Origin of the sequence: Collinsella aerofaciens, assembly GCF_039758815.1 — a bacterium.
Lineage (GTDB): Bacteria > Actinomycetota > Coriobacteriia > Coriobacteriales > Coriobacteriaceae > Collinsella > Collinsella aerofaciens_BP.
In genome coordinates this window covers 104,546-125,957 of record NZ_JBDMSK010000003.1, presented here as the reverse complement: position 1 = coordinate 125,957, position 21,412 = coordinate 104,546, and the positions used below count along the sequence as shown (strand labels likewise).

15 protein-coding genes are annotated in these 21,412 nt (G+C 61.9%); 3 read left to right on the top strand and 12 right to left on the bottom strand.

Annotated features, from left to right (window positions below; all coding sequences use genetic code 11):
• Nucleotides 1–41: 41 nt before the first annotated feature.
• The 4 genes from ABHT90_RS03555 to ABHT90_RS03540 form a co-directional block, all read right to left on the bottom strand.
• Nucleotides 42–776 (bottom strand): LytR/AlgR family response regulator transcription factor, encoded by a 735-nt coding sequence (locus ABHT90_RS03555; protein ID WP_195241109.1) that lies wholly within the window; start codon nt 774–776, stop codon nt 42–44.
• 38 nt (nt 777–814) lie between these two features.
• On the bottom strand, nt 815–2,206 hold the full coding sequence (locus tag ABHT90_RS03550) for a sensor histidine kinase (RefSeq protein WP_346981649.1): 1,392 nt from the start codon (nt 2,204–2,206) through the stop codon (nt 815–817).
• Nucleotides 2,207–2,318: 112 nt separating this feature from the next.
• Nucleotides 2,319–3,596 (bottom strand): metal-dependent hydrolase family protein, encoded by a 1,278-nt coding sequence (locus ABHT90_RS03545; RefSeq protein ID WP_117633809.1) that lies wholly within the window; start codon nt 3,594–3,596, stop codon nt 2,319–2,321.
• A 131-nt stretch (nt 3,597–3,727) separates the two neighbouring features.
• Nucleotides 3,728–5,179: an APC family permease gene (locus ABHT90_RS03540; protein ID WP_346981648.1), complete on the bottom strand. Its 1,452-nt coding sequence runs from the start codon at nt 5,177–5,179 to the stop codon at nt 3,728–3,730.
• 354 nt (nt 5,180–5,533) lie between these two features.
• Here ABHT90_RS03540 and ABHT90_RS03535 point away from each other — a divergent pair, with 354 nt between their 5' ends.
• Entirely contained in the window at nt 5,534–6,535 is a 1,002-nt protein-coding gene (locus ABHT90_RS03535; RefSeq protein WP_346981646.1) for a C39 family peptidase, read from the top strand.
• A gap of 134 nt (nt 6,536–6,669) precedes the next feature.
• Here the strand turns inward: ABHT90_RS03535 and arcC are convergent, their stop codons facing one another.
• The 7 genes from arcC to ABHT90_RS03500 all read right to left on the bottom strand — a co-directional run bounded on the left by arcC (nt 6,670) and on the right by ABHT90_RS03500 (nt 17,168).
• Nucleotides 6,670–7,632 (bottom strand): carbamate kinase, encoded by a 963-nt coding sequence (gene arcC / locus ABHT90_RS03530; RefSeq protein WP_006235166.1) that lies wholly within the window; start codon nt 7,630–7,632, stop codon nt 6,670–6,672.
• 655 nt (nt 7,633–8,287) lie between these two features.
• Nucleotides 8,288–11,827, bottom strand: a complete 3,540-nt coding sequence (nifJ, locus tag ABHT90_RS03525) for a pyruvate:ferredoxin (flavodoxin) oxidoreductase (protein ID WP_346977128.1) — start codon at nt 11,825–11,827, stop codon at nt 8,288–8,290.
• A 479-nt stretch (nt 11,828–12,306) separates the two neighbouring features.
• Nucleotides 12,307–13,245, bottom strand: a complete 939-nt coding sequence (locus ABHT90_RS03520; protein ID WP_346981644.1) for an FHA domain-containing protein — start codon at nt 13,243–13,245, stop codon at nt 12,307–12,309.
• A gap of 3 nt (nt 13,246–13,248) precedes the next feature.
• Nucleotides 13,249–15,090, bottom strand: a complete 1,842-nt coding sequence (locus ABHT90_RS03515) for a serine/threonine protein kinase (RefSeq protein ID WP_346981642.1) — start codon at nt 15,088–15,090, stop codon at nt 13,249–13,251.
• A complete protein-coding gene (locus ABHT90_RS03510; protein ID WP_346981640.1) occupies nt 15,087–15,992 on the bottom strand; it encodes a hypothetical protein in 906 nt (301 codons plus the stop codon). Before ABHT90_RS03510 ends, ABHT90_RS03515 begins: the two co-directional genes overlap by 4 nt.
• 245 nt (nt 15,993–16,237) lie before the next feature.
• Nucleotides 16,238–16,834 carry a recombination mediator RecR gene (recR, locus tag ABHT90_RS03505; RefSeq protein ID WP_006235173.1) on the bottom strand — a complete coding sequence of 199 codons (597 nt, stop codon included), beginning with the start codon at nt 16,832–16,834 and terminating at the stop codon, nt 16,238–16,240.
• 13 nt (nt 16,835–16,847) lie between these two features.
• Entirely contained in the window at nt 16,848–17,168 is a 321-nt protein-coding gene (locus ABHT90_RS03500; protein ID WP_006235174.1) for a YbaB/EbfC family nucleoid-associated protein, read from the bottom strand.
• Nucleotides 17,169–17,507: 339 nt separating this feature from the next.
• Here ABHT90_RS03500 and ABHT90_RS03495 point away from each other — a divergent pair, with 339 nt between their 5' ends.
• The gene (locus ABHT90_RS03495) at nt 17,508–17,981 is read left to right on the top strand and encodes a hypothetical protein (RefSeq protein WP_346981639.1); all 474 of its coding nucleotides are present in this window, start codon (nt 17,508–17,510) and stop codon (nt 17,979–17,981) included.
• Nucleotides 17,982–18,002: 21 nt separating this feature from the next.
• On the opposite strand, the gene dnaX is transcribed toward ABHT90_RS03495, so the two are convergent.
• Nucleotides 18,003–20,480 (bottom strand): DNA polymerase III subunit gamma/tau, encoded by a 2,478-nt coding sequence (dnaX, locus tag ABHT90_RS03490; RefSeq protein ID WP_346981637.1) that lies wholly within the window; start codon nt 20,478–20,480, stop codon nt 18,003–18,005.
• A gap of 115 nt (nt 20,481–20,595) precedes the next feature.
• Here dnaX and ABHT90_RS03485 point away from each other — a divergent pair, with 115 nt between their 5' ends.
• Nucleotides 20,596–21,321, top strand: a complete 726-nt coding sequence (locus ABHT90_RS03485) for a hypothetical protein (protein WP_346981635.1) — start codon at nt 20,596–20,598, stop codon at nt 21,319–21,321.
• The last annotated feature ends 91 nt before the right edge of the window (nt 21,322–21,412 follow it).

Genomic DNA, 21,412 nt, shown 5'->3' with positions numbered 1-21,412 from the left:
CATGCCAAACCTGCTATGGTAAACGACGGCACGCAGACCGTCTACGCAAGCCCCAAGTGTGCTTTAACCTCGGCGGCACGACGACGGGACACCGGCACCGTCGAGCTCACGCGGTCAAGCCTGAGCTCCATCAACCCCGTGGAGCCAATCTCAACATTGTGCACGTCTTCCAAATTGACCAGATAGCTGCGATGAACGCGAATAAAGCCCTCGGAGACCAAGCGACGCTCGAGCGAAGAGATCGACTCATTGATCAGGTACGTTCCCTCGGCGCAGATGGCATTGCAAAAATCGGCACGCGCCTCAAAGTAGCAGACGTCTGCGGCGGGAATGAACACCTTTTTGCCCCCGCGGTCCACCGTCAGACGCAAAGGCTGGCGCGGAGCGTGGATAACACGACGGACACCCAAGGCTGCCTCGATCTTGTCGAGTGCCTTTGACAGGCGTGCGTCCTCGACCGGCTTGACGACATAATCGACGGCATCGAGGTTATAGGCATCAGCCGCATACTCGGCAAACGCCGTCACAAACACAACCACCGGCGGCGTCTTTAGGTTCTGCAGCGTCTCGGCAAGCTCAATTCCCGAGCGACCGGGCATGGTAATGTCTAAAAACAGCACGTCGGGCTTGTTCGACAGAATCGACTCCACGGCTTCGGTGACATTGCCCGCCTCGGCAATCTGGCCCACACGCGTATCCTTTTCCAACAGATAGCGTAGCTCAGCCCTAATGGGAGGTTCGTCATCAACCACCAAGATGTTCCAGCCTTCGGACATATGTGCTTCCCCTCTTTTTCTCTCAATCCAACCGCGTGCTACGCCGTCAACGGCGCGGGCTCATGCGGCTCGCCGTTCAGCTCGACGATGACCTGCGTTCCCACGCCCTCCTGGGACTTCACGCGCATGCCGGAATCTTCTCCGTAAAAGAAATGGATGCGCTGAAGCACGTTGAAGAGCGCCAGGCCGCAACCTCGCTTGACGGAGCCGTCGGCGGTAATGCTCTCGGGCTCCTCCAGGCGATGTTGCTCAAACAGATGCGCGCAGACCTCTTCGCTCATACCGATGCCATCGTCCTCGACGATGATCTCCAAACCGTCATCGGTCTCGAAAGCCCTAACATGAATAGAAAGCGGCTCGGTCTCGCGCTGCGCATGCTTGATGCAGTTTTCGAGCAACGGCTGCAAGATAAACGGCGGCACCATGCAATCGCGCACCTCAAAGTCGATATCGACCGAGACGCGCAGACGGCCGTCGCCATAACGAGCCTGCATAAGATTGATATAGCGAGTGCCCTGTTCCACCTCGTGCTCGAGCGTTGTGAGGGTATCGGAATCAGAAAGCGTCTGACGGTAGTAGTTGGAGAAGTCGATCAGCAGCGATCGCGCCTTGTCGGGCTCGGTTCGAACGAGCGACACGATCGTGCTAATGGTATTGAATAGAAAATGAGGATCGACTTGCGATTGCAAGGCGCGCAGCTCCACGCGGGCCGTAAGCTCGTCCTGGCGCTCGAGCTCAAAGCTCGCAAGCTGCGTGGAAATGAGGTCGGCAAAGCCCGAGGCAAGCGCCGTCTGGCGCATATCGATGCTGCTCAGACGGGGATAATACAGCTCGAGCGTGCCCACGCAATGCCCGCGCACGGTAAGCGGTGCGACAATACCGGCGCGCAGGCGCGGAAAGTAGCCACCTGTCTCGGTCGAGGCATCGCGCGAGAACACGCTTTGCTCACCGCTGTTGATTACGTTGAGCGTAGTCCGCAGTACCACCGGGGTGCCCGCGGGGCATTTTGCCGAGTCCTCGCCCCAGCTCGCCAACACCTGCCTGCCGTCGGTAAAGCAGATGGCAGAGGCGATAGTTTCGGACAGGATGATCTTAGAGGCGCCCAGAGCAGCTTCGGGCGTAAGGCCGCGCGACGTGTAGGCGAATATTTTTGATGCGATGGCGAGCGTGCGGTCGGTTGCGCTCGATGTGAGGTCGTCGGGAACGACAAAGACGTACGAGAAGAAGAAGCACAGCATGACCAAGCCGGCAATGACGACAACGGCCGGAACGGGATTGGGATTATCGGTTAGATCCCAGATGAGCAGCAGGATAAGCAGTGGAACGACAATACCGAGCAAGATGGCTTGAACCACATGCTGAGCGGTACGAAAGACCTTGGTAGAGTTGTAGCTCTTGCCCAGAATCAGCCTATTGAGATCCACTGTCATCCCCTTCTTACTGACGCACCCCATAGCAATAAAGAGGGCCGCAAGCGACCCTCTCCATTGCATTATGCAATCAAATACTGTGTTTTACATCAAGCCATCGATGAACGGTAGCTTAGGCGCTGTACTTGTTTGCCTCGCCGAAGGTACCGGCCTCGACAATCCAGCCGTCCTTCATGATGACGTCCATGTTGTCGGTGTTGAGCACGTGGATGTCGGCGGCGACGTCACCGTTGACGACCAGCAGGTCGGCGCACTTGCCGGCCTCGATGGAACCGGTCTCGTCCTCGATGTGGCACATCTTGGCACCGTTGAGGGTGGCGCAGGTGATGGTCTCGACCGGAGTAAAGCCGATCTTGTCGACGAACTCGTACATCTCCTCGATGGAGCAGGTGCCGTACGGGGTGACGAAGGAGAAGGAGTCGGAGCCGATCGTCATGACGACGCCGCGCTTCTTGGCCTCGCGCAGGCAGTCGTAGTTGCGCTGCAGCTCCTTCTCGACCAGGGTGCCCTCGTACTTGTCGTGCAGCTCGGGAACGTAGACGGGCGGATAGGTGGCGTACCAGGTGGGCAGGAAGGCGATCGTCGGAGTGAAGAAGGTGCCCTGCTCGGCCATGAGGTCCATGGTGCGCTCATCGATATCAAAGCCGTGAATCAGCTGCTCGCAGCCAAAGCGAACGGAATCGTAGGCAGCGGCGTGGTTGTTGTAGCAGTGGCTCCACACGGGGATGCCGACCATCTTGGCCTCTTCGACCACGGCCTGAATCTCCTCGGAGCAGTAGTGCTGGTCGCGGCCGGAGTCCCAGCGCCAGATGCCGCCACCGGTAGCCCAGATCTTGATGGCATCGGGGTTCTCGCGCAGGCGACGACGGACGGCCTTGCGCAGATCCCAAGGACCGTCGACCTGATCGCCCCAGGGGTGCGATTCCTTGTTGAGCTCCTGGCTGCAGTGGTGAGAGTCGCCGTGGCCGGCAACGCGGCAGAAGCCAAGGCCGGTGGCCAGAACGCGCGGGCCCTTGAAGACGCCCTTGTCGATGCAGTCACGGATCTGGATACCAAAGCGGCCGATCTCGCAGACGGTGGTGAGGCCGTGGGTGAGGCAGTCGTAGGCCTGCTTGACTGCGACAGCCTGCTTCTCGAGGAGCGGCTGCATGACCCAGTCGGTGTCATCGTCGGTCAAGTTGCCCGAGAAGTGCAGGTGGGTGTCGATCAGGCCGGGAAGGACGGTCTTGCCGGCGGCGTCGATAACCTCAACGCCCTCGGGAAGGTCCTGCATAGCACCGGCGTACTCGATCTTGCCGTTGTCGTCGACGAGAACGAGGGAGTTCTCGACCGGCTCGGCACCGGTACCGTCGATGAGCTTACCGCCAACGATTGCATACTTAGTGGACATGGTTCCTCCTTATGGATCCATATAGTGGGCGAGGCCGTGTTGGGTTAAGGCCTCACAAAGCTACCCAAGTGGCGCCGGGTTCGGTGCGCGGAAGAGAGGGTCCCGCGCACCTGATCCGCCCCGGCTAGGCGTTACTTTTTGCGGGAATTGGTGAAAGCCATGAGGGCCAGGCCAATAGCCAACCAACCGATCACGATGCTCCACTCCACCATGTTGAGGGAGGCGGGAGAGAACGGAATCACGAGCAGGCCGATGATGATGGCGCAGGCAGCGATAGCGAGGCCGATGCCAAACTTGCCGCCGGGCACCTCGTAGGGACGAGGCAGGTCGGGCTCGGTGAAGCGCATACGCAGGCAAGCGAGGGCGACCATGCCGCAGGAGAAGATGAAGGCGAGAGCCGACACGTTGGTCAGAGGGATGAGCATGTTCTTGCCCAGGAACGGACCGACGACGGTGATGACGCCCAGAACGACGCAGGCGAGCTTGGGAGCGCCGGACTTGGGGTCGACCTCGGCGAACTGCTCGGGCAGCTGGCCCTTGCGGCCCATGGCGAGCATGATGCGGCTCGTGGCGCCGTAGAAGGAGTTCATCGGACCCATGGGTCCAAGCGTGGCGATGACGAGCATGGCCAGGTACAGAAGCATGTTGATGCCCTTGAGGCAGGCAAGCGCGGGAACCGGGCTCTTAACAAACTCATGCCAGTCGAGGATGGTGCCAAACGAGTAGATGCAGACCATGTAGAAGCCGCCAGCGGCCAGCAGGGCCAGGGAGATGATCTTGCCGAACTTGTTCCAGTTGAGGCCCTCGGCTGCTTCCTCAGCCTGCTGAGGAATGGTGTCGAAGCCGGCGTAGAAGAACGGGGTCAGAACCAGGACCGACACGATGCCGGCAAACAGGCTGGTGCTCTCGGTAGCGGCCTTGCCGCCGCCAGCGCCGGTGACCTGGGAGAACACGGGCATGGCGTTGTCCGGCGAGCCGGTGAACAGCGAGACGCCCATGGCGAGCAGCATGCCGCAGAGCAGAGCCTTGGTCAGGAAGGCCTGGAGTTTGGCGGCCGAGCTGGCACCGCGGAAGTTGAGGAAGATGACGTAGACTGCAAAGCCGAGCGCGATCAGCGTCGGAAACAGGTAAACGTCGGCCCCCAGGATGGTGTAGAGCTTGATGGCGCGCAGCCACTCAAGGCCGGGCAGGCTACCGAACATCTCGGACACGAGGGTCGAAATGGCAATGGCCTCCCACGGGCACAGGATGCCGTTGCCCAGGGCCAAAAGCCATCCGGTGATGTAGCTCAGCGTACGGCCAAAGCTACGATCGACATACTCGACGATGCCGCCCGAGATGGGGATAGCAGCCGTGAGCTCACCGAAAACAGCTCCGACGGGCACGAGGAAGATTGCACCCAAGAGGAATGCGATCATAGCGGGAACGGGACCGCCGCCCACGACCATCCAGTCACCGACCTGCAGAACCCAACCGGTACCGATGATGGCACCGAAACCGATGGTGAAGAAGTTCCAGAGCGAGAGCGTTTTCTTCATGCCGCCGTTATCCTCGACTGCAACTTCTGCGTTCTTGTCCGCCATTGTTCCCCTCCTTTCCTATTTGACGCCCTTGGCGTCACCCCTTGCGCGGTCCGTTTTGCCGCGCGCTTTTATTCCATGGCTTTAAGATACGGCCTTGGCGCAGCAGCGCCGCTCGCAGCTCGACCGAAGGCAGAACTGCAAAACGAGCGGCGCTGTTTTTGGGACGAACGGCGGGAGACGTCATTCGTCTTGGACGCCTTCATCTTGTCTGCTTTTGAATACCTGTTGCCGTGACGCTTGGCGCGCGGCGCGGCAACGTTCATACCATTTGTCAGGCTTTTGGCGCACATACCCATGTGTCGTGCATCTTTTTATGTAGGATAGACAAGTTACACATGAGGCAAGGTGATTCGAATGGCATACGGATACAATGACGGCGGCCAACGGCCACAAAGCGTGCGCCTTGCCGGCCGCACCACGCCAACGCCCAGAAGCACCTCCGACAACGACAACCCGCAGCGCCCCCAAGAGCAGCCCGGGGCTTCTTCGCGGCAACAAAGCCGTACCGCGCAGCAGTCAGACCGTGTGAGCACGAGCACACGCCAACGTCAGACCGACACATTGCAACCACGCCGCTACGATCGCCGTAAGACCGACTACTACGTCAAGCGCTCCTTTTCGCGACCTCAACGCGATCGCGGCAATTCCGCCCCTCACCCCGCGTCGCACACCACAAGCCACGCGCTTCCGACCCGCCGCCTACGCCTTGCGCTTTGCTCCATCGCCGCCTGCCTCGTCTTTGTGTTTTTGGGATCCTGTATCTCCCACGGATCAGCCGGTCTTGAGCCCACTGCCGAGGACAAGCTGCTTAAAGCTCCCGTCGCGCCCGGTTACTCCTTTGCGTTCTCGACCCCACGCTCGCAATGGCAGGCCGGCGCCATGCCCCACATCTACCAAATTGACCCCGCATGGTCGGAGCTGCCCTATGCCGGTGGCACTATTCGCGAAAACGCTTGCGGTCCCACTTGCCTCACCATGGTCTATATCTTTAAGACCGGCCACACCGATAAGACGCCGGTCGATATATGCGCACTGGCCGAAGCCGGCAACTACGCCCCCACTGGTGCCACCGAGTGGTCGTTTATGACAGGCGGTGCGTGGCAGCTAGGGCTCAACGGAACACAGCTCTATAACGATCGCGAATCGATTACCCAAGCACTTCGCTCGGGTGCGCCCGTCATCGCCGCAGTGCGCCCCGGTACGTTTACCAACGTAGGCCACTACATCGTGCTCTACGGCATCGACGATGCCAATCAGATTGGCGTCTACGACCCCAACTCGGCCAGCCGCAGCGCCCGCCGCTGGGGCGTCGTAGAGGTCCTCAACGAAGTCGAAGCCATGTGGGCCTACTACTAGTCGTTTAAGAATGTCCCCAATGACTAGGTGAATAGCAAAAGCCCCGCAGCCGGAGCGGACTGCGGGGCTCATGAAGAGAGGCTAGTTTGCGGGCGCTTTGCCTGGCGCCCACGAGAGAGGCAACAGAGTAGAGACTACTCGTGAATGCGGGTACCGGAGAGGCCAGCCATGGTCTCGGCGGCCTTGTCCAGGGCGCCGATGATGCAGGTGCGGCCCTTGCGGGAACGTGCGAACTTGATGGCAGCGCGGACCTTGGGCTCCATGGAACCCTTGCCGAACTGACCCTCGTCGGCCAGGCGCTCGGCCTCGTCGGCGGTGAGGTCCTCGAGCTCCTCCTGGTTGGGCTTGCCAAAGTTGATGGCGACATGCTCAACGGCGGTCAGCAGGAACAGAACGTCGGCGTCGCAGTCCTCGGCCAGCAGCTCGCCGCCCAGGTCCTTGTCGATGACGGCGGGAACGCCCTTGTAGCAGCCCTTGTTCTCGTAGTCGCGGACGACGGGGATGCCGCCGCCACCGCAGGCGATGACGATGAACTCGTTGTCGAGCAGGTTGAGGATGGAGTCAGCCTCGACGATCTTCTTGGGATCGGGGGAAGCGACGACGCGACGCCAGCCGCGGCCGGAATCCTCGACGAAGACCTTGGAGGGATCCTCGGCCATGAACTCCTTGGCCTGCTCCTCGGTGTAGAAGGGGCCGATCGGCTTGGTCGGGTTCTTGAACGCGGGATCATCCGGATCGCACTCGATCTGGGTGACGACGGTGGCGGCGTGCCAACGCTTATAGCGCTTGTGCATCTCGCGGCCGATGCCCTGCTGCAGGTGATAACCAATGTAGCCCTGGGACATGGCGCCGCACTCGGGCAGCGGCATCTCGGGGGTACCGATGGCATCGTGGGCAGCGGCGAAGGCGTTCTGGATCATGCCGACCTGCGGGCCGTTGCCGTGGGTGATGATGATCTCATTGCCCTGCTCGATGAGACCGAGGAGAGCGTGAGCGGTGTTGCTCACGGCCTCGATCTGCTCGACGGGGTTGTTGCCGAGGGCGTTGCCGCCAAGGGCGACGACAATACGATCGGGCTTGCCAAGAGGCTTAGACATTGCTGGAATCCTTTCTGTAAAAGGCCTACAACCCATTAATAACCCGCGTCCGTGCGATACGCGAGTTTATTAAGGTTTATATTCTCTTTATCGCTCATTTTATTCATTTTGAAAATAGCGGAACGGTGAACGGTCGTTTTTGTCCGCTCAGCGTACAGAACTCCAGCTTAGACATATCTACGTAATTTACGTGCGACTTTATTTAAATGAAGCGAGGATTATGTTGGATTATGCAAACTACATCTCTGCTAAACACAAAACGGACAGCGCAATATCTTACTCGCGCTATACGAGATTCTATGCACTTATAAGTCGAGTATGCACCCCTGCAAAAACAAGGGGCTTTTCATCCAGCATAAGGAATAAAGAAGGGCTCAGAAAAGGCGGCAACAGCCAAGTCCCCCATCCATCCCCAAAGTGGCGCGAGGTTTCGCGGCAAAGCCGCGAAACAGCGAAGGGAACGGAATACCCGGCCAGCTACGTCCTTCATCCGCCCACACAATCCGAGGACGTAGTCGTAGCAGGATCTGAGGGCTAACCTTCGCGGACACTCCGCAGGACGAAAGAACCCCCGCCGCACGTAGTGCACAGCGGGGGTTCTTTCATGTCCGAGGACGTCCGCGAAGGTCAGCCCTCAGATCCTGCGGTGAGAGACCTAGGCCTCGTTGTACACCGTCTTGAGCTTCAGCAGGTGAGCATAGCGGTCCATAGCGGCCTGCTCGTTCTCCTTGAAGAGCTCCTCGGCGCGCTCGGGGAAGGAACGCGTCAGCGAAGCGTAACGGGCCTCGTTCATCAGGAACTCCTGATAACCGCCCGCGGGCTCCTTGGAATCGAGCGAGAACTTCTTGCCGGCAGCAGCCTCGGGGTTGAAGCGGAAGAGGTTCCAGTAACCGCACTCGACAGCCTTCTTCATCTCGGCCTGGCAGTTCTGCATGCCGCCCTTCTTGATGGAGTGCATCTCGCAGGGGCTGTAGCCGATGATGAGGGACGGGCCGTCGTAGGCCTCGGCCTCGTGAATGGCCTTGAGGGTCTGAGCCGGGTTGGCGCCCATGGCGACCTGCGCCACGTAGACGTAGCCGTAGCTCATGGCAATCTCGGCCAGGGACTTCTTCTTGGTCACCTTACCGGCAGCGGCGAACTGAGCGACCTGGCCCAGGTTCGAGGCCTTGGAGGCCTGACCACCGGTGTTGGAGTAAACCTCGGTGTCGAAGACGAAGACGTTGACGTTGTGGCCGGAAGCCAGGACGTGGTCCAGGCCACCGAAGCCGATGTCGTAGGCCCAACCGTCGCCGCCGAAGATCCAGAAGGACTTCTTGGTGAGGTAAGCCTTGTCGGCGAGGATCGCCTTGGAAGCGTCGCAGCCGCACTTCTCGAGCTCGGCAACGTAGGCAGCGGCAGCGGTCTTGGAAGCCTCGGCGTCGTTGACGGAGTCGATCCAAGCCTGGCCGGCAGCCTTGAGCTCATCGGACGGGCCATCGGCAGCGATGATGTCCTGGGTAGCGGCGATCAGCTTCTTCTGGACGGCCTCGTAACCGACGGCCATGCCCAGACCGTGCTCGGCATTGTCCTCGAACAGGGAGTTATTCCACGCCGGGCCGTGACCGTCCTTGTCCTTGCAGTAAGGAGCGGTGGCAGCGGGGTTGCCCCAAATGGAGGAGCAGCCGGTGGCGTTGGAGATGAACATGCGGTCGCCGGCAACCTGGGTCACCAGACGTGCATAGGCGGTCTCGGCGCAGCCGGCGCAGGAGCCGGAGAACTCCAGGTAGGGCTGCTTAAACTGGCTGCCCTTGACGTTGGCCGCGATGAGCTCCTTCTTCTCGGAGACGTTCTCGACCATATAGTCCCAAACGGGCTGCTGATCCATCTCCTGCTCGGTGGGAACCATCTCGAGGGCGCCCTTGGGGCAGACCTTGACGCAGTTGGTGCAGCCCATGCAGTCGAGCGGGGACACGGCCATGGTGAACTTCATGCCCTTGGCCTTGGGGCCCATGGCGTCGAGCGTGCGGGTAGCCTCGGGCGCGGCGGCAGCCTCGTCCTCGGTCATCGCGAACGGACGGATGGTGGCATGCGGGCACACATAGGCGCACTGGTTGCACTGGATGCACTTGGTCTCGTCCCAGTGAGGAACGACCACGGCGACGCCGCGCTTCTCGTATGCGGAGGCGCCCAGCTCAAACTGGCCGTCGGCACAATCGACGAAGGCGGAAACGGGCAGGCTGTCGCCATCCATGCGATCGATGGGCTCGAGCAGGTTCTTGACCTGCTGGGCAATGGCGGACTTGGTCTCCTCGGAGAGCTCGACGGGAGCGGCATCCTCGGCAGTTGCCCAGTCGGCCGGAACCTCGAACTTACGGAAGGCGGTAGCGCCGGCATCGATGGCCTTATGGTTGGCGTCGACGATGGCCTGGCCCTTCTTCATGTAGGACTTGGTAGCCGCGTCCTTCATGTACTGCAGGGCGTCCTCGGCGGGCAGGACCTTGGCCAGCGCGAAGAAGGCGGACTGGAGCACCGTGTTGGTGCGCTTGCCCATGCCGACCTTGGCGGCCAGGTCGATAGCGTCGATCAGGTAGACGTTGACGTTGTTGTTCGCGATGTAGCGCTTGGCCACGGCGGGCATGTGCTCGGCGAACTCCTCGTCGCTCCACTGGCAGTTGACCAGGAAGGTGCCGCCCGGCTTGACGTCGCGGACCATCTTGAAGCCCTTAACGATGTAGCTGGGGTTGTGGCAAGCGACAAAGTCGGCCTTGGTCACGTAGTACGGCGAACGGATCGGGGAATCACCAAAGCGCAGGTGCGAGACGGTGACGCCGCCGGTCTTCTTGGAGTCGTACTGGAAGTAGGCCTGGACGTACTTGTCGGTGTGGTCGCCGATAATCTTGATCGAGTTCTTGTTGGCGCCGACGGTACCGTCGCCACCCAGACCCCAGAACTTGCACTCGATGGTGCCGGGGGCTGCGGTGTTGGGCGCATCCTCGGCCTCGGGCAGGCTCAGGTTGGTCACGTCATCGACGATGCCGATGGTGAACTCGCGCTTGGGCTCGTCCTTCTTGAGCTCCTCGAAGACAGCGAACGCGGACGCGGGAGGCGTGTCCTTGCTGCCCAGGCCGTAACGGCCACCGACGACCTTGATGCCCGTCTTGCCAGCCTCGTAGAGAGCGGAGACGACGTCCTGGTAGAGCGGCTCGCCGATGGAACCCGGCTCCTTGGTGCGGTCCATGACGGCGATCTTTTTGACGGTCTCGGGGAGAACGTCGACAAAGTGCTTGATGGAGAACGGACGGAACAGGCGGACCTTGACCAGGCCGACCTTCTCGCCGTGAGCGTTGAGGTAGTCGATGACTTCCTCGAGCACGTCGCAGAAGGAGCCCATGCACACGACGACACGATCGGCATCGGGAGCGCCGTAGTAGTTGAATAGGCCGTAATCGGTGCCGAGCTTCTCGTTGATCTTCTTCATGTAGCCCTCGACGACGGCGGGAAGCTCGTCGTAGACCTTGTTGCAGGCCTCGCGGTTCTGGAAGAAGATGTCACCGTTCTCGTGGCTGCCGCGGGTGTGCGGGTGCTCAGGGTTGAGCGCGTGGTCGCGGAAAGCCTGGACGGCGTCCATGTCGCACATCTCGGCAAGATCCTTGTAGTCCCACATGGCGACCTTCTGGATCTCGTGGCTAGTGCGGAAGCCGTCGAAGAAGTTAAGGAACGGGGTCTTGCCCTCGATGGCGGCAAGGTGAGCCACCGGCGAGAGATCCATGACCTCCTGGACGTTGCCCTCGGCGAGCATGGCGAAACCGGTCTGGCGACAGGCCATGACGTCGGAGTGATCGCCAAAGATGTTCAGGGCGTGCGAAGCGACGCAACGCGCGGAGACGTGGAAAACGCCCGGGAGCTGCTCGCCTGCGATCTTGTACATGTTCGGGATCATCAGGAGCAGACCCTGAGAAGCCGTGTAGGTGGTGGTCAGAGCACCGGCACCCAGCGAACCGTGAACGGTACCGGCTGCACCTGCCTCAGACTCCATCTCGACGACCTTGACCGGGGTGCCGAAGATGTTCTTGCGACCCTGGGCCGCCCACTGGTCGACATGGTCGGCCATCGGGCTGGACGGCGTAATGGGATAAATTCCCGCTACCTCGGTGTACGCATACGAAACATATGCGGCCGCCTCGTTGCCGTCCATAGACTTAAACTTACGCGCCATATACCCCTCTCCTCTCATATAGGTATACAGGCCCCGGCGATCGCCGGGATATTGGCGTGATGGGATTTTCGTTGTTGCTTCCAATCATCTGGCAGGCGGACTCAGCAGCAGGTACATGGCGTGGAGAGAAGGCATGCCGAGGCGAGGAGGGCTGCACGCGCTCCACAGGCCCAGCTACCCGTCTTGCACATGACCGAGCGCCGCAAAGGCCGCATGCCGGATGCTCCCGGGCACGCCCCGGCGATGGGAAGCGCCCGCAACGGAAATCCGCATGCGGGTTTATTGTACCCCGCCGTCAAGCCATATTTCGGCAAATATAGGTGGCCGGTAAAGGTTTACCTCGGGTGACTATTGTGCGCCCGGCACCGACGAATACAGTCCCCTGGAACCCCACAGCAGTTGCGGTGAAATAGGGACTGTTTTTGCTGTTAACGGCCTTAATCAGTCCCTATTTCACCGCAACTCATTGGGGGGATGAGCTAGAGGGCGCCGAGGAGGATGGCGTAGGTGGTGGATTCGCCGAGTTTGAGCTCGTCGCCGGGGTTGAGCTGGGCGGAGCGGCCGGGCTCTACTTGAATACACACACTCGTGGCCCCGTTTACCACCACGGTGCCGTTCGTGGACGACAGGTCCTCGACAAACCATGCGCCAGAATCGTCGCACCAGATATGGGCATGGCGGGCCGAGACGTCGTCACCGACATCGGTGATGTCGCCCTCCCCCGTTGCCAGCGCGCCGATCTCGACGCCTTCCTCACTCGGCTGAATCCAGCGCGGGGCGCTCACCACGTAGCCGTTTTGCACGCGCAGCAGTCCCAGCGGATGCGCCGGCGCGACCTCGCGCTCGCCCGCGACCGAAGATGTGCTCAGCGAGCGCGGCGTCGACGTGGCGCCGCCACAGGTCGCATGAGCGTAGTCGATGGCATAGGTCACCGACGAGCGGACATCTGCCGAGCAACCCACGGCGACAAACAGCACCAGGATGGCCTCGGCACGTTCGGCGGGCATGAGCTCAGCCGCCTGCGACAGGCGCTCGAGCGCATTGCGATAGAGATTCGTGTCCTGATGGCATTCCTCGAGTGCCCGCACCATGGGCTCGCCAGTGGGGCCGCACACCATATTGGTCACGGCCGCGGCGTCCATGGGATTGCGACGGCGCAGGGCCAGCTGCGACATAATGCGCGCGACCGAGGTGCCGTAATCGGCAAAATAACGTTCCTGCAGCGTGCCGACCGGCGCGCGCACGATAAAGCGCGAAACCCAGGAGCGATCGGCGGCACGGCTCTGCGGACTACGGCCGTCGGCGAGCGGGCGGCTCGAGAGCACCAGGCCGCACAGTTCGATATGGCTCAGGTGCGCTGCGCGCTTAAAGATGTCAAACATTGCCCCGCACGGGGTGAGCTCAGCTTGAGAAGCCATGGCTTAGCCCTCCTTGGTCGCAGAGATCGTGTCGGATACTTCGGCCGGCCCGCCAAAGGCGCGGACAGCCGCGGCTCCGCCGGCAAGCGGCGTCGCCATGGGAATTTTCGCACGTCGTGCTGACACGACGGGAAGCTCAAAGGCAAACCCCATCGCCAGCAAAAACCACGTGAGCGCATAGGTTGCAATTATGGCGGCCACCAGGCCACCCGCCACGGCATGCTGGGAAAACACGGCACATGCGAGTGCGGCCAGAGCCGGAACCTCGCAGGCGGAAAGGGCCAACACACCCTGCAGGAATCCCACACGACGGTCGCGCGCCAAGGCCCCGGCAGCGATGCCCACCATGCCCGGCAGCGCCAACGCCAGTGCCGCGATAATGGCCGGCAGCTTCCCGGACCACATAAGCGGTCCCACGACGAGCGTCACATGGGCGCCCGACGCCAACAGCGCCGCCGATACCACGACCACAGTCCAAAGCACGCCGCTTGCCGCCGTCGCACCAACCATCGCCGCACGCCGGGCTGTGTGCCCCGATGCCTCCATCGGGCACGGCATGAGCGGCTCGGCGCGAAGCGAGCGGGCGACATTTTGCGCATAGTGGTCGCAAAATGCCGAGAGCGCCGCCTCCACCGCAGCCGGCTCGGGACGATCTTCCTGATGGCAGGACAGGCAGGCCATCAACACATCGAACAGCTGAGCGTCGACAAACGCCAACGCATCGCGCAGATCCTCGGAATTTGGATCGAGCCCCAGCTGCTGAGCCTGTTCGGCCGCGGCAAGTGCCACATCGGGCTCGCGTCGCAGCAGTTGCGTCAAGTCGCAGCCGGGCGCGTGGGCGCCGACGGGATAATCGGGCAGCGTATCCATCTTGAGGCGATAGGGGCTGGCGATATCTCGTGTCTTTTTGCGCGAGCCCGAAGTACCCGACGCACCCGGCGCCACTTCGTACGGCGCGACACCGGCGATGAGCTCGTAGACCGTACTCGCCGCTGCATAGACATCGATCGCCGGCGACATGCGAAGCATGCGCAGGTCGGGGATATCGTCGGTGAGCATCTCGGGCGGGGCGTAGGCCACCGTCGCGCGGCGCAACGTGGCATAGCGCTCGGTAAACGACGCCTTGCCGCCGGTGCCGGCCACCGCAGAGGCGGGCTCGAGCGCCAGCGACGAGCCAAAGTCAATCAAGCACAGGTCGAAGGTGCCTTCGGCAAGCTGTCGGTCGAGCGGCAGGCGCGCCGTGCGCACCATTATATTAGCGGGCGAGATATCACGATGGACGAACCCCTCGCCTACCAAGCTCATGCGGCAGAGCAGATCGAACAGGTCGCGACCCAGGCGCGCCGCCACGAGCGGCGACAGACGTCCGGCATCGTCCACGGCGAGTCGCGAACGCAAGCGGGCGAGCGTCTCGCCCTCGACCCATTCCATGACAATTGCAGGCACACCGTCGACCTCGCCCCAGCCATAGAGGCGGGGAAAGCCCTTAAGGCCCGAAAGGGCGCGATGGCATTCGTATTCCTCGCGAAACGCCGCCTTGAACTTGGCGACCAGCGCCTCGTGAGCGGCATCGTCGTCAAACTCATCGCGCGTCGGCAAGATGAGCTGCTTGAGTGCCACGGCCTCGCCTTGGGCGTTGACGGCACGCGTCACGCGGCCGATACCGCCACGGCGCATGGTGGCATCGTCGGCAAACAGCATCGTAAAACGACGCAGATAGGCAGGCAGTTCGTCCTGACCGAGCGCAATGGCCGGCTCAAACCCGTCGACACGCGCCAGGCGCAGGCCGACCATGGGATCGCGACCGAGCGATTGTGGTGTGGTGGATGCAAGATCGGTCATCATAGGGCAAGCGCCGCCACGTTATTGTTGAAGTTACCGAGCGCGACGTCATCATCGCCGTAATGGCCGACCCATTGACATAGGTTGGTGTAACAGCCCCACAGATTGGCATACTGCTGATACCACTTTGACCGGGGCGAGAATGTCTGACGACCGAACTCGGCTCGAATGACAAACATCTCCCCGACCAGGCTGTCGCACGGTCTGGGATCTCCCGTAGAGTTATAGGTCGAGACCACGTCATTGGCACGAGAAACATAGCCGTCGAGCATGTTGTACTTGGTCACAAGCCAACTGTGAATGCTCTCTTCCTCGGCAGCGGAAAGGCCACCGGAGTTTGCATCGTTGTCAGTGTTGCCGCCCATCGAGCCGCCGTTTCCAGACCCTCCGGTAGAGGAACCCGACCCAGAGCCGCCGCCCGAACTCGATGAACCCGAGCCGGAGCCAGAAGTATCCGAGCTACCGGGCTTTCCGGACTGCTGGGCGTCCTGCTCCTTTTGCTGCTCGACCTTATTCACCGTTGCCGCCACGCTATTGTTGGACAACCGATCGATGATCTTGGTGTTGGTGAGCACGATGGTTTTGCCATTGGCAAGCGTGACTTCGTTGTCCGGGGCCTCGGCGCCGTCCGCATCGTCGGTGCCAAACACAATATGCCCGACCACACTTGCCCAAGCATATCCAGTCGTGGTGCCCAGATCGCTTTTGACCTCATGCCCCACGCGCGGTTCGCGTGCGGCATGCGCCTGCATCATGGACGGCACGGTCATGCCATAGGCAGAAACGCCAGCTATGACCAGCACCAGCGAGCACGATAGCAGTGCGTACGCCCGCGGCGCCAAGCCCAGTCGGCGTCGTATGCGCACCGCGGCGCCGCGCTTTGTCTGAGTGCCACCGGGCCGCATGCGTTCTCCTCCAACAAAAACACGCCGCTCGGGAGCGGCGCATTCATTCGAATCCATATTTGAGTGTATCAGCGAACCAAAAAGGTTGCGCAACGAATGGACAAATTAAGGATGCGAGCGGAAGCATCCATGCGATAAGCGGATACGAAGCATCTTTGTTGCACAACAAACTCACAGTCGCACGGGGAAATTATGACTACCCCGTGCGTCGCGAGGAAAACATACGGCAGGAGCAGGCTCGCCACCTAAATCGCGCGGCGGGCCTCGATGGCGCGGCCAAGCGTAAGCTCGTCGGCATACTCCAAGTCGCCGCCCACGGGAAGGCCGCTTGCCAGACGCGACACCTCGACGCCCAACGGCTTGATGGTACGGGCCAGATAGCTCGCCGTGGTCTCGCCCTCAATATTGGGGTTGGTGGCGATGATGACCTCGTGGATGTCCTCGTGGCCCAAGCGTGCCAGCAGCTCTCGAATGTGCAGCTGCTCGGGGCCAATCTTGTCCATGGGACTGATCACGCCGCCCAATACGTGGTAGAGGCCGTGGTAGCTGCCCGTGCGCTCGATCGCCTGGACATCGCGCGGCTCGCCCACCACGCAAATGCGAGTGGTATCGCGCATCGGGTCCTGGCAGATGGAGCACTCGTCGGCCGTGGCGTAGTTAAAGCAGCGGCTGCAAAAGTGGACCTCCTGCTTGACCTCCAGGATGGCCTCGGCCAGGCGGCGCGCCTCCTCGGCGTCGGCCTCCAACAGGTAATAGGCGATGCGCTGGGCCGACTTGGGACCAATGCCCGGCAGACGGCCCAGCTCATCGAGCAGTTTTTGCAGACTGTGGTTGGCACTCATATATATGCGTGTCTTAGAACGGCATGCCCGGGATGTTGAGGCCGCCGGTGATGGCGCCCATCTGCTTGTTGGCGAGCTCGTTGACGCCGCGGACGGCCTCGTTGACGGCAGCCATAATCATGTCCTGCAGCATATCGACGTCCTCGGGATCGAGCGCATCGGGATCGATGGTGAGGTTGACGAGCTCCATCTCGCCGTTAACGGTCACCTTGACCATGCCGCCGCCGGCAGAGGCGTCGACGGTCTGGGACTTGAGGTTCTCCTGCGCGGCGGCAAGCTGCTCCTGCATCTTGCGAGCCTGCTTCATCATCTGCTGCATGTTCATACCGGCCATGATGGCTCCTTTACGTGCGGCCGCACGCCGAGCTGCAAGGGCAGCCGGAGCACGGCGGGACTTTCAAACTCAAAAATCGTACCACGGCGCGCGGCGAGAGAGCGGGGCGGACGTGTTACCTCAGTCGATATACATGTCCTCCAATACAAACCGCACTCAAAGATTATGCAAGGTCGAATTATGCAAGGTTGCATAATATCGCACACTCAATCTAGTAGAGCCGAATCCGGCATTTCATGTGCGCCACTAAATAGCTAAATGCCGAACCGCTGCTCGAGGCGGCGCACATGGCGGCAGGGTATAATTTGATTGCCATAGATAGTAATTTGGAGGTGCCCCATGAATGCCCCCAACGCGCTCCAAAACATCCGCTCAAAACACCCCGTTGCATATGTGGTTCTCTATCTCTTTGTCGGCTGGGCATTGCTGGTTGTCATCACCCATGCCATAGCTTTTGGAGCAGAACTGCTGATAGCCAGCTCGGACCAGCCCGTCGTCAAATGGGAGACGACCGATGAGTGCACCGACGGAACCCGAACCGTCTACTACAACAGCCCGTCCCTCTATCAAGAGTTCAAGGTCAAGATAAAGGACTTCAAGATTGTCGATGCCGAGCTAGGCGTTTATTTGGCAATCGGAGCAACCATTAACGCCGAGCAAGTCGAGTACACGGACAGCCATGCGACGTATCGTATCGACCTCAGCATCCTAGGCCGACCGTCACGCACCTGTCTGCTCGAATGCGATATAAGCGGCACCACATTACACATGTCCGAAATACAGATGCGCCCGGGCAAGGGGTTCTCTTCTTGAGCAGCATACCCGCCCACACGGTTACTCCACCGGCTTGAAGATGGTGGCCTGGCCAAAGACGCTGCGGATGAGGGCCTTGGCCTCGTCCTCGGTCTGCGGGATGCTCGGGGCTGCGCCCTGATGGCCGAAGGGGCTGCCAGCACCGGGATTGGATTCCCAGGGAGCGGCGGGGACGTCGTCGTTTGCAGAGGCTGCGGGTGCCACAGCAGCGGCCTTGGTCGCGGACGCCGCACCCGGCACGTCGAACGGGGGCAGATCGTCCCCGCCGGCATCGGCAGCAAAACCACCGACCATAGCATCGTCGTAGGGCACCTGCTCGGATTCCCATGGCGCAGCCTGCGCAGGCGGCTGAGCCATGGGGACGGACGCGCGCTCGGGCGCTCGGGGCGCGGGCTCGGTCGGGAGCTTGCCCGTGGCAGGAGCACCGGCAGGGTTGTCGGAGCGCAGCCAAGGGGCCTTGGCCAGGTCGGATGACTTGGGCGCAGGCGCGGCAGCGGACTTGGGCGCGGGGATCGGAGCAGCCGGTTTGGGCGCAGCGGGTTCAGGCGCCGACGGGGTCGGTGCCGCTACCGGCGCCGCTTTTGGCTGCGTCGCGCTGGCGCTCGAGAATGCAGGGGGCACCGAGGACACGGGTTGCGGGTCCGCAGATACCGCAGCCCGTGCAGATGGAGAATGCTCCTCATGTTGAGGAGCCGGCGTGCCACCCCCATCCAGGACATAGTCGACGGTACGACGACCGAAGACCGCGCAGACCGTCGGCAGGACCACCGACTGCGTATCGGCGCGACCGAGCATCTTGATGGCAAAAGTCGAACCCGCGGGGAACGAGACCGTGAGCTTGGAGCCGTCGTCGGCCGTGGCGCGGGCGTTGAGCAAAAGCCCTGCGTAGGAGGCCTGACGAGCCTTGACGCGCTCGACGACCTCGGCCCATTTGCGCTGGAGCTCGCCGGCGTCCTCAACCGCGGGGGTCTCGGCAGCACCGGCGGCGGCAACCTGGGCGGCGTTGTTGGGCTTGGACACCGACACGGTCGATGCAGCAGGCGCGGAAGCCGGAGCCGCAACGGGCTGAGGTGCAGGCGTTACAGGTCTGGGCGCCGGCGCAGGAGCCGCGGACTTGGTCGCAGGCTGGGCAGCCGGAACAGCAGCGCCGCGGTCCCAAGGCATACCGCCCTGGCGCGCGGACGTAGCAGCGGGGGCAGCGGATGCCGCCGGAGCGGCAGCACGAGCGCCCGAAATGAGCGTCGGCTGTTGGGCAGCAGCGGGTACGGATGCTGCAGGCGCGGCGGCCTGAGCAGCAGCCACGCTCGCCGGCACGGCGCCGTTGGCAATCATGGCCTCCAGGCGTGCCACGCGCTCGGCCAATGCCTCAATCGTTAAATCGGCCTCGGGACGTGCCAGGCGCGTGCAGGCGATCTCGAGCACCAGGCGCACGTCGCTCGCGCCCCTCATCTCCAGCGCGGCATCGTCAAGCACCGTCAGCACGCGGGCCAGACGGTCGGTCGAATGCTCGCCAAAGGCAGCAGCCTCGGCAGCAAGCGCCTCGGCCTGCTCGGCCCCGCCCTCAAACAGCTCGGCACGGGCACCGGCAACGCAGGCCACATACACGTCGCGCACATGCGCCACCAGGTCGCGCGTCAGCTCAAGCAGATCATTGCCCTCCTCGACCTGTGCGCGAATGAGCCCATAGAGTTCAGCAATATCACGCTCGGCAATAGCGCGGGCAAACTCGCCCAGGATCTGGTCCGAAACCTCGCCCAAAAGCGAGCGGGCATCGTCCGCATGCACGGCGCCGTTGCCAAAAACGCTCAGCTGCTCCAGCGTGGAAAGCGCGTCGCGCATACCGCCCTTGGCATGGCGCGCCACGATGGTCAGCGCCTCGTCGTCGTAATCGAAGCCCTCCTGCTCACACACGTAGGACAAGCGATGTTCGATATCCTCGTTGCTGATGCGGTGGAAATCGAAGCGCTGGCAGCGCGAGAGGATGGTCTCCAGAATCTTTTGCGGGTCGGTGGTGCACAGCACGAAGATCACGTGTGCCGGCGGCTCCTCGAGCGTCTTGAGCAGCGCGTTGAACGCCGCCGTCGTGAGCATGTGAACCTCGTCGATGATATAGATCTTGTACTTGCCGCGCACCGGGGCAAAGTTGACGGAGTTGATGATCTCCTCGCGCACATTGTCCACGCCCGTGCGGCTTGCGGCATCGAGCTCGTAGACATCGGGGTGGTTGCCCTCGGCGATGAGCTCGCACTCCTCACAGGTGCCGTCGGGCATGCACCCGCTTGCGCCCTCGGCGCGCGCTGCCTCGGCATTACGGCACAGCAGCGCCTTGGCAAGGATGCGCGCCATGGTGGTCTTGCCCGTGCCGCGCGGTCCGCAGAACAGGTATGCGTGGGACAGGCGCCCCTCGGTGATGGCGTGCTCGAGCGTCGAGACGATATGCTGCTGGCCCACCACGGAGTCGAAGGTGAGCGGGCGATACTTTCGGTACAACGATTCCATGGGTGCTCCCCCGGGTATACTGAGTCTTGTTGCCGCGACGGCCATGCGGTCGCACGGCATACTGCATTCATAATAACCCGTACGGCGAGCCCGCCGCGATAGGAGTCCAAAGAGCATGGCAGACGCAGAGAGCAACCTCGTCCCCTCCGAAGCAGCCGACCAGGTCGAGGTCGCGCTCGAGGAGCAGGCCGCAGCCGACGACGGCATCCTGTACCTCAACGAGTACCAGTACGAAAACGACCTGGTCACCGACTTCGCCCGCCTGGTCGCCTCGCCCAGGCGTCGCGGTTCGCTGTATGTCGCCGCGGCAATTGCCGCGCTGATCGGCATTGGCATGCTGGTGGCCGGCGGTAACTGGATCAAGTTTGGCGTCGTCCTGATCGTATTCGGCGCCTTTTTGGCCTGGTGGAGCAAAAACCTGCACCACACGCTCGCCCGTGACTTTATCGACGCCGTCGAGGCCGACGAGTCCATGGGTGGCCGCTATCGCCGCGTCGCTGCCAACGAGGACGGCCTGATGGTTTGGGGCAAGAGCGGCAAGTCGCAGTTCTTCCCGTTTGAGAAGCTCGACCACGTACTCGACGGCGAGCGCATCTTTGTAGCCATGTTCGCCGACCAGGGCGTGACTATCCCTAAGGACACCTTTATCCGCGGCGATGCCGAGCAGTTTGGCCCCTTCCTTAAGGCGCGCATCAACAAAAAGCTCCGCATCGAGACCAAGAAGAAGAAAATGAAGGCCGAGAAGGCTGCCGCCGAGGCCAAGCGGGGCGACAAGGCCGACAAGCCCCAGGACAACAAGGGCAAGCAGCGCAAGCAGAAGAAGAGCAAGAAGAAGCGCTAAGGCCAAGCCAGACAGGCAGCCTCGCATCCCGCCATCCTCGCCATCCGCCTGAGCGTGCTACACTAGCAGCATCTATGCCACCGCGAACGGC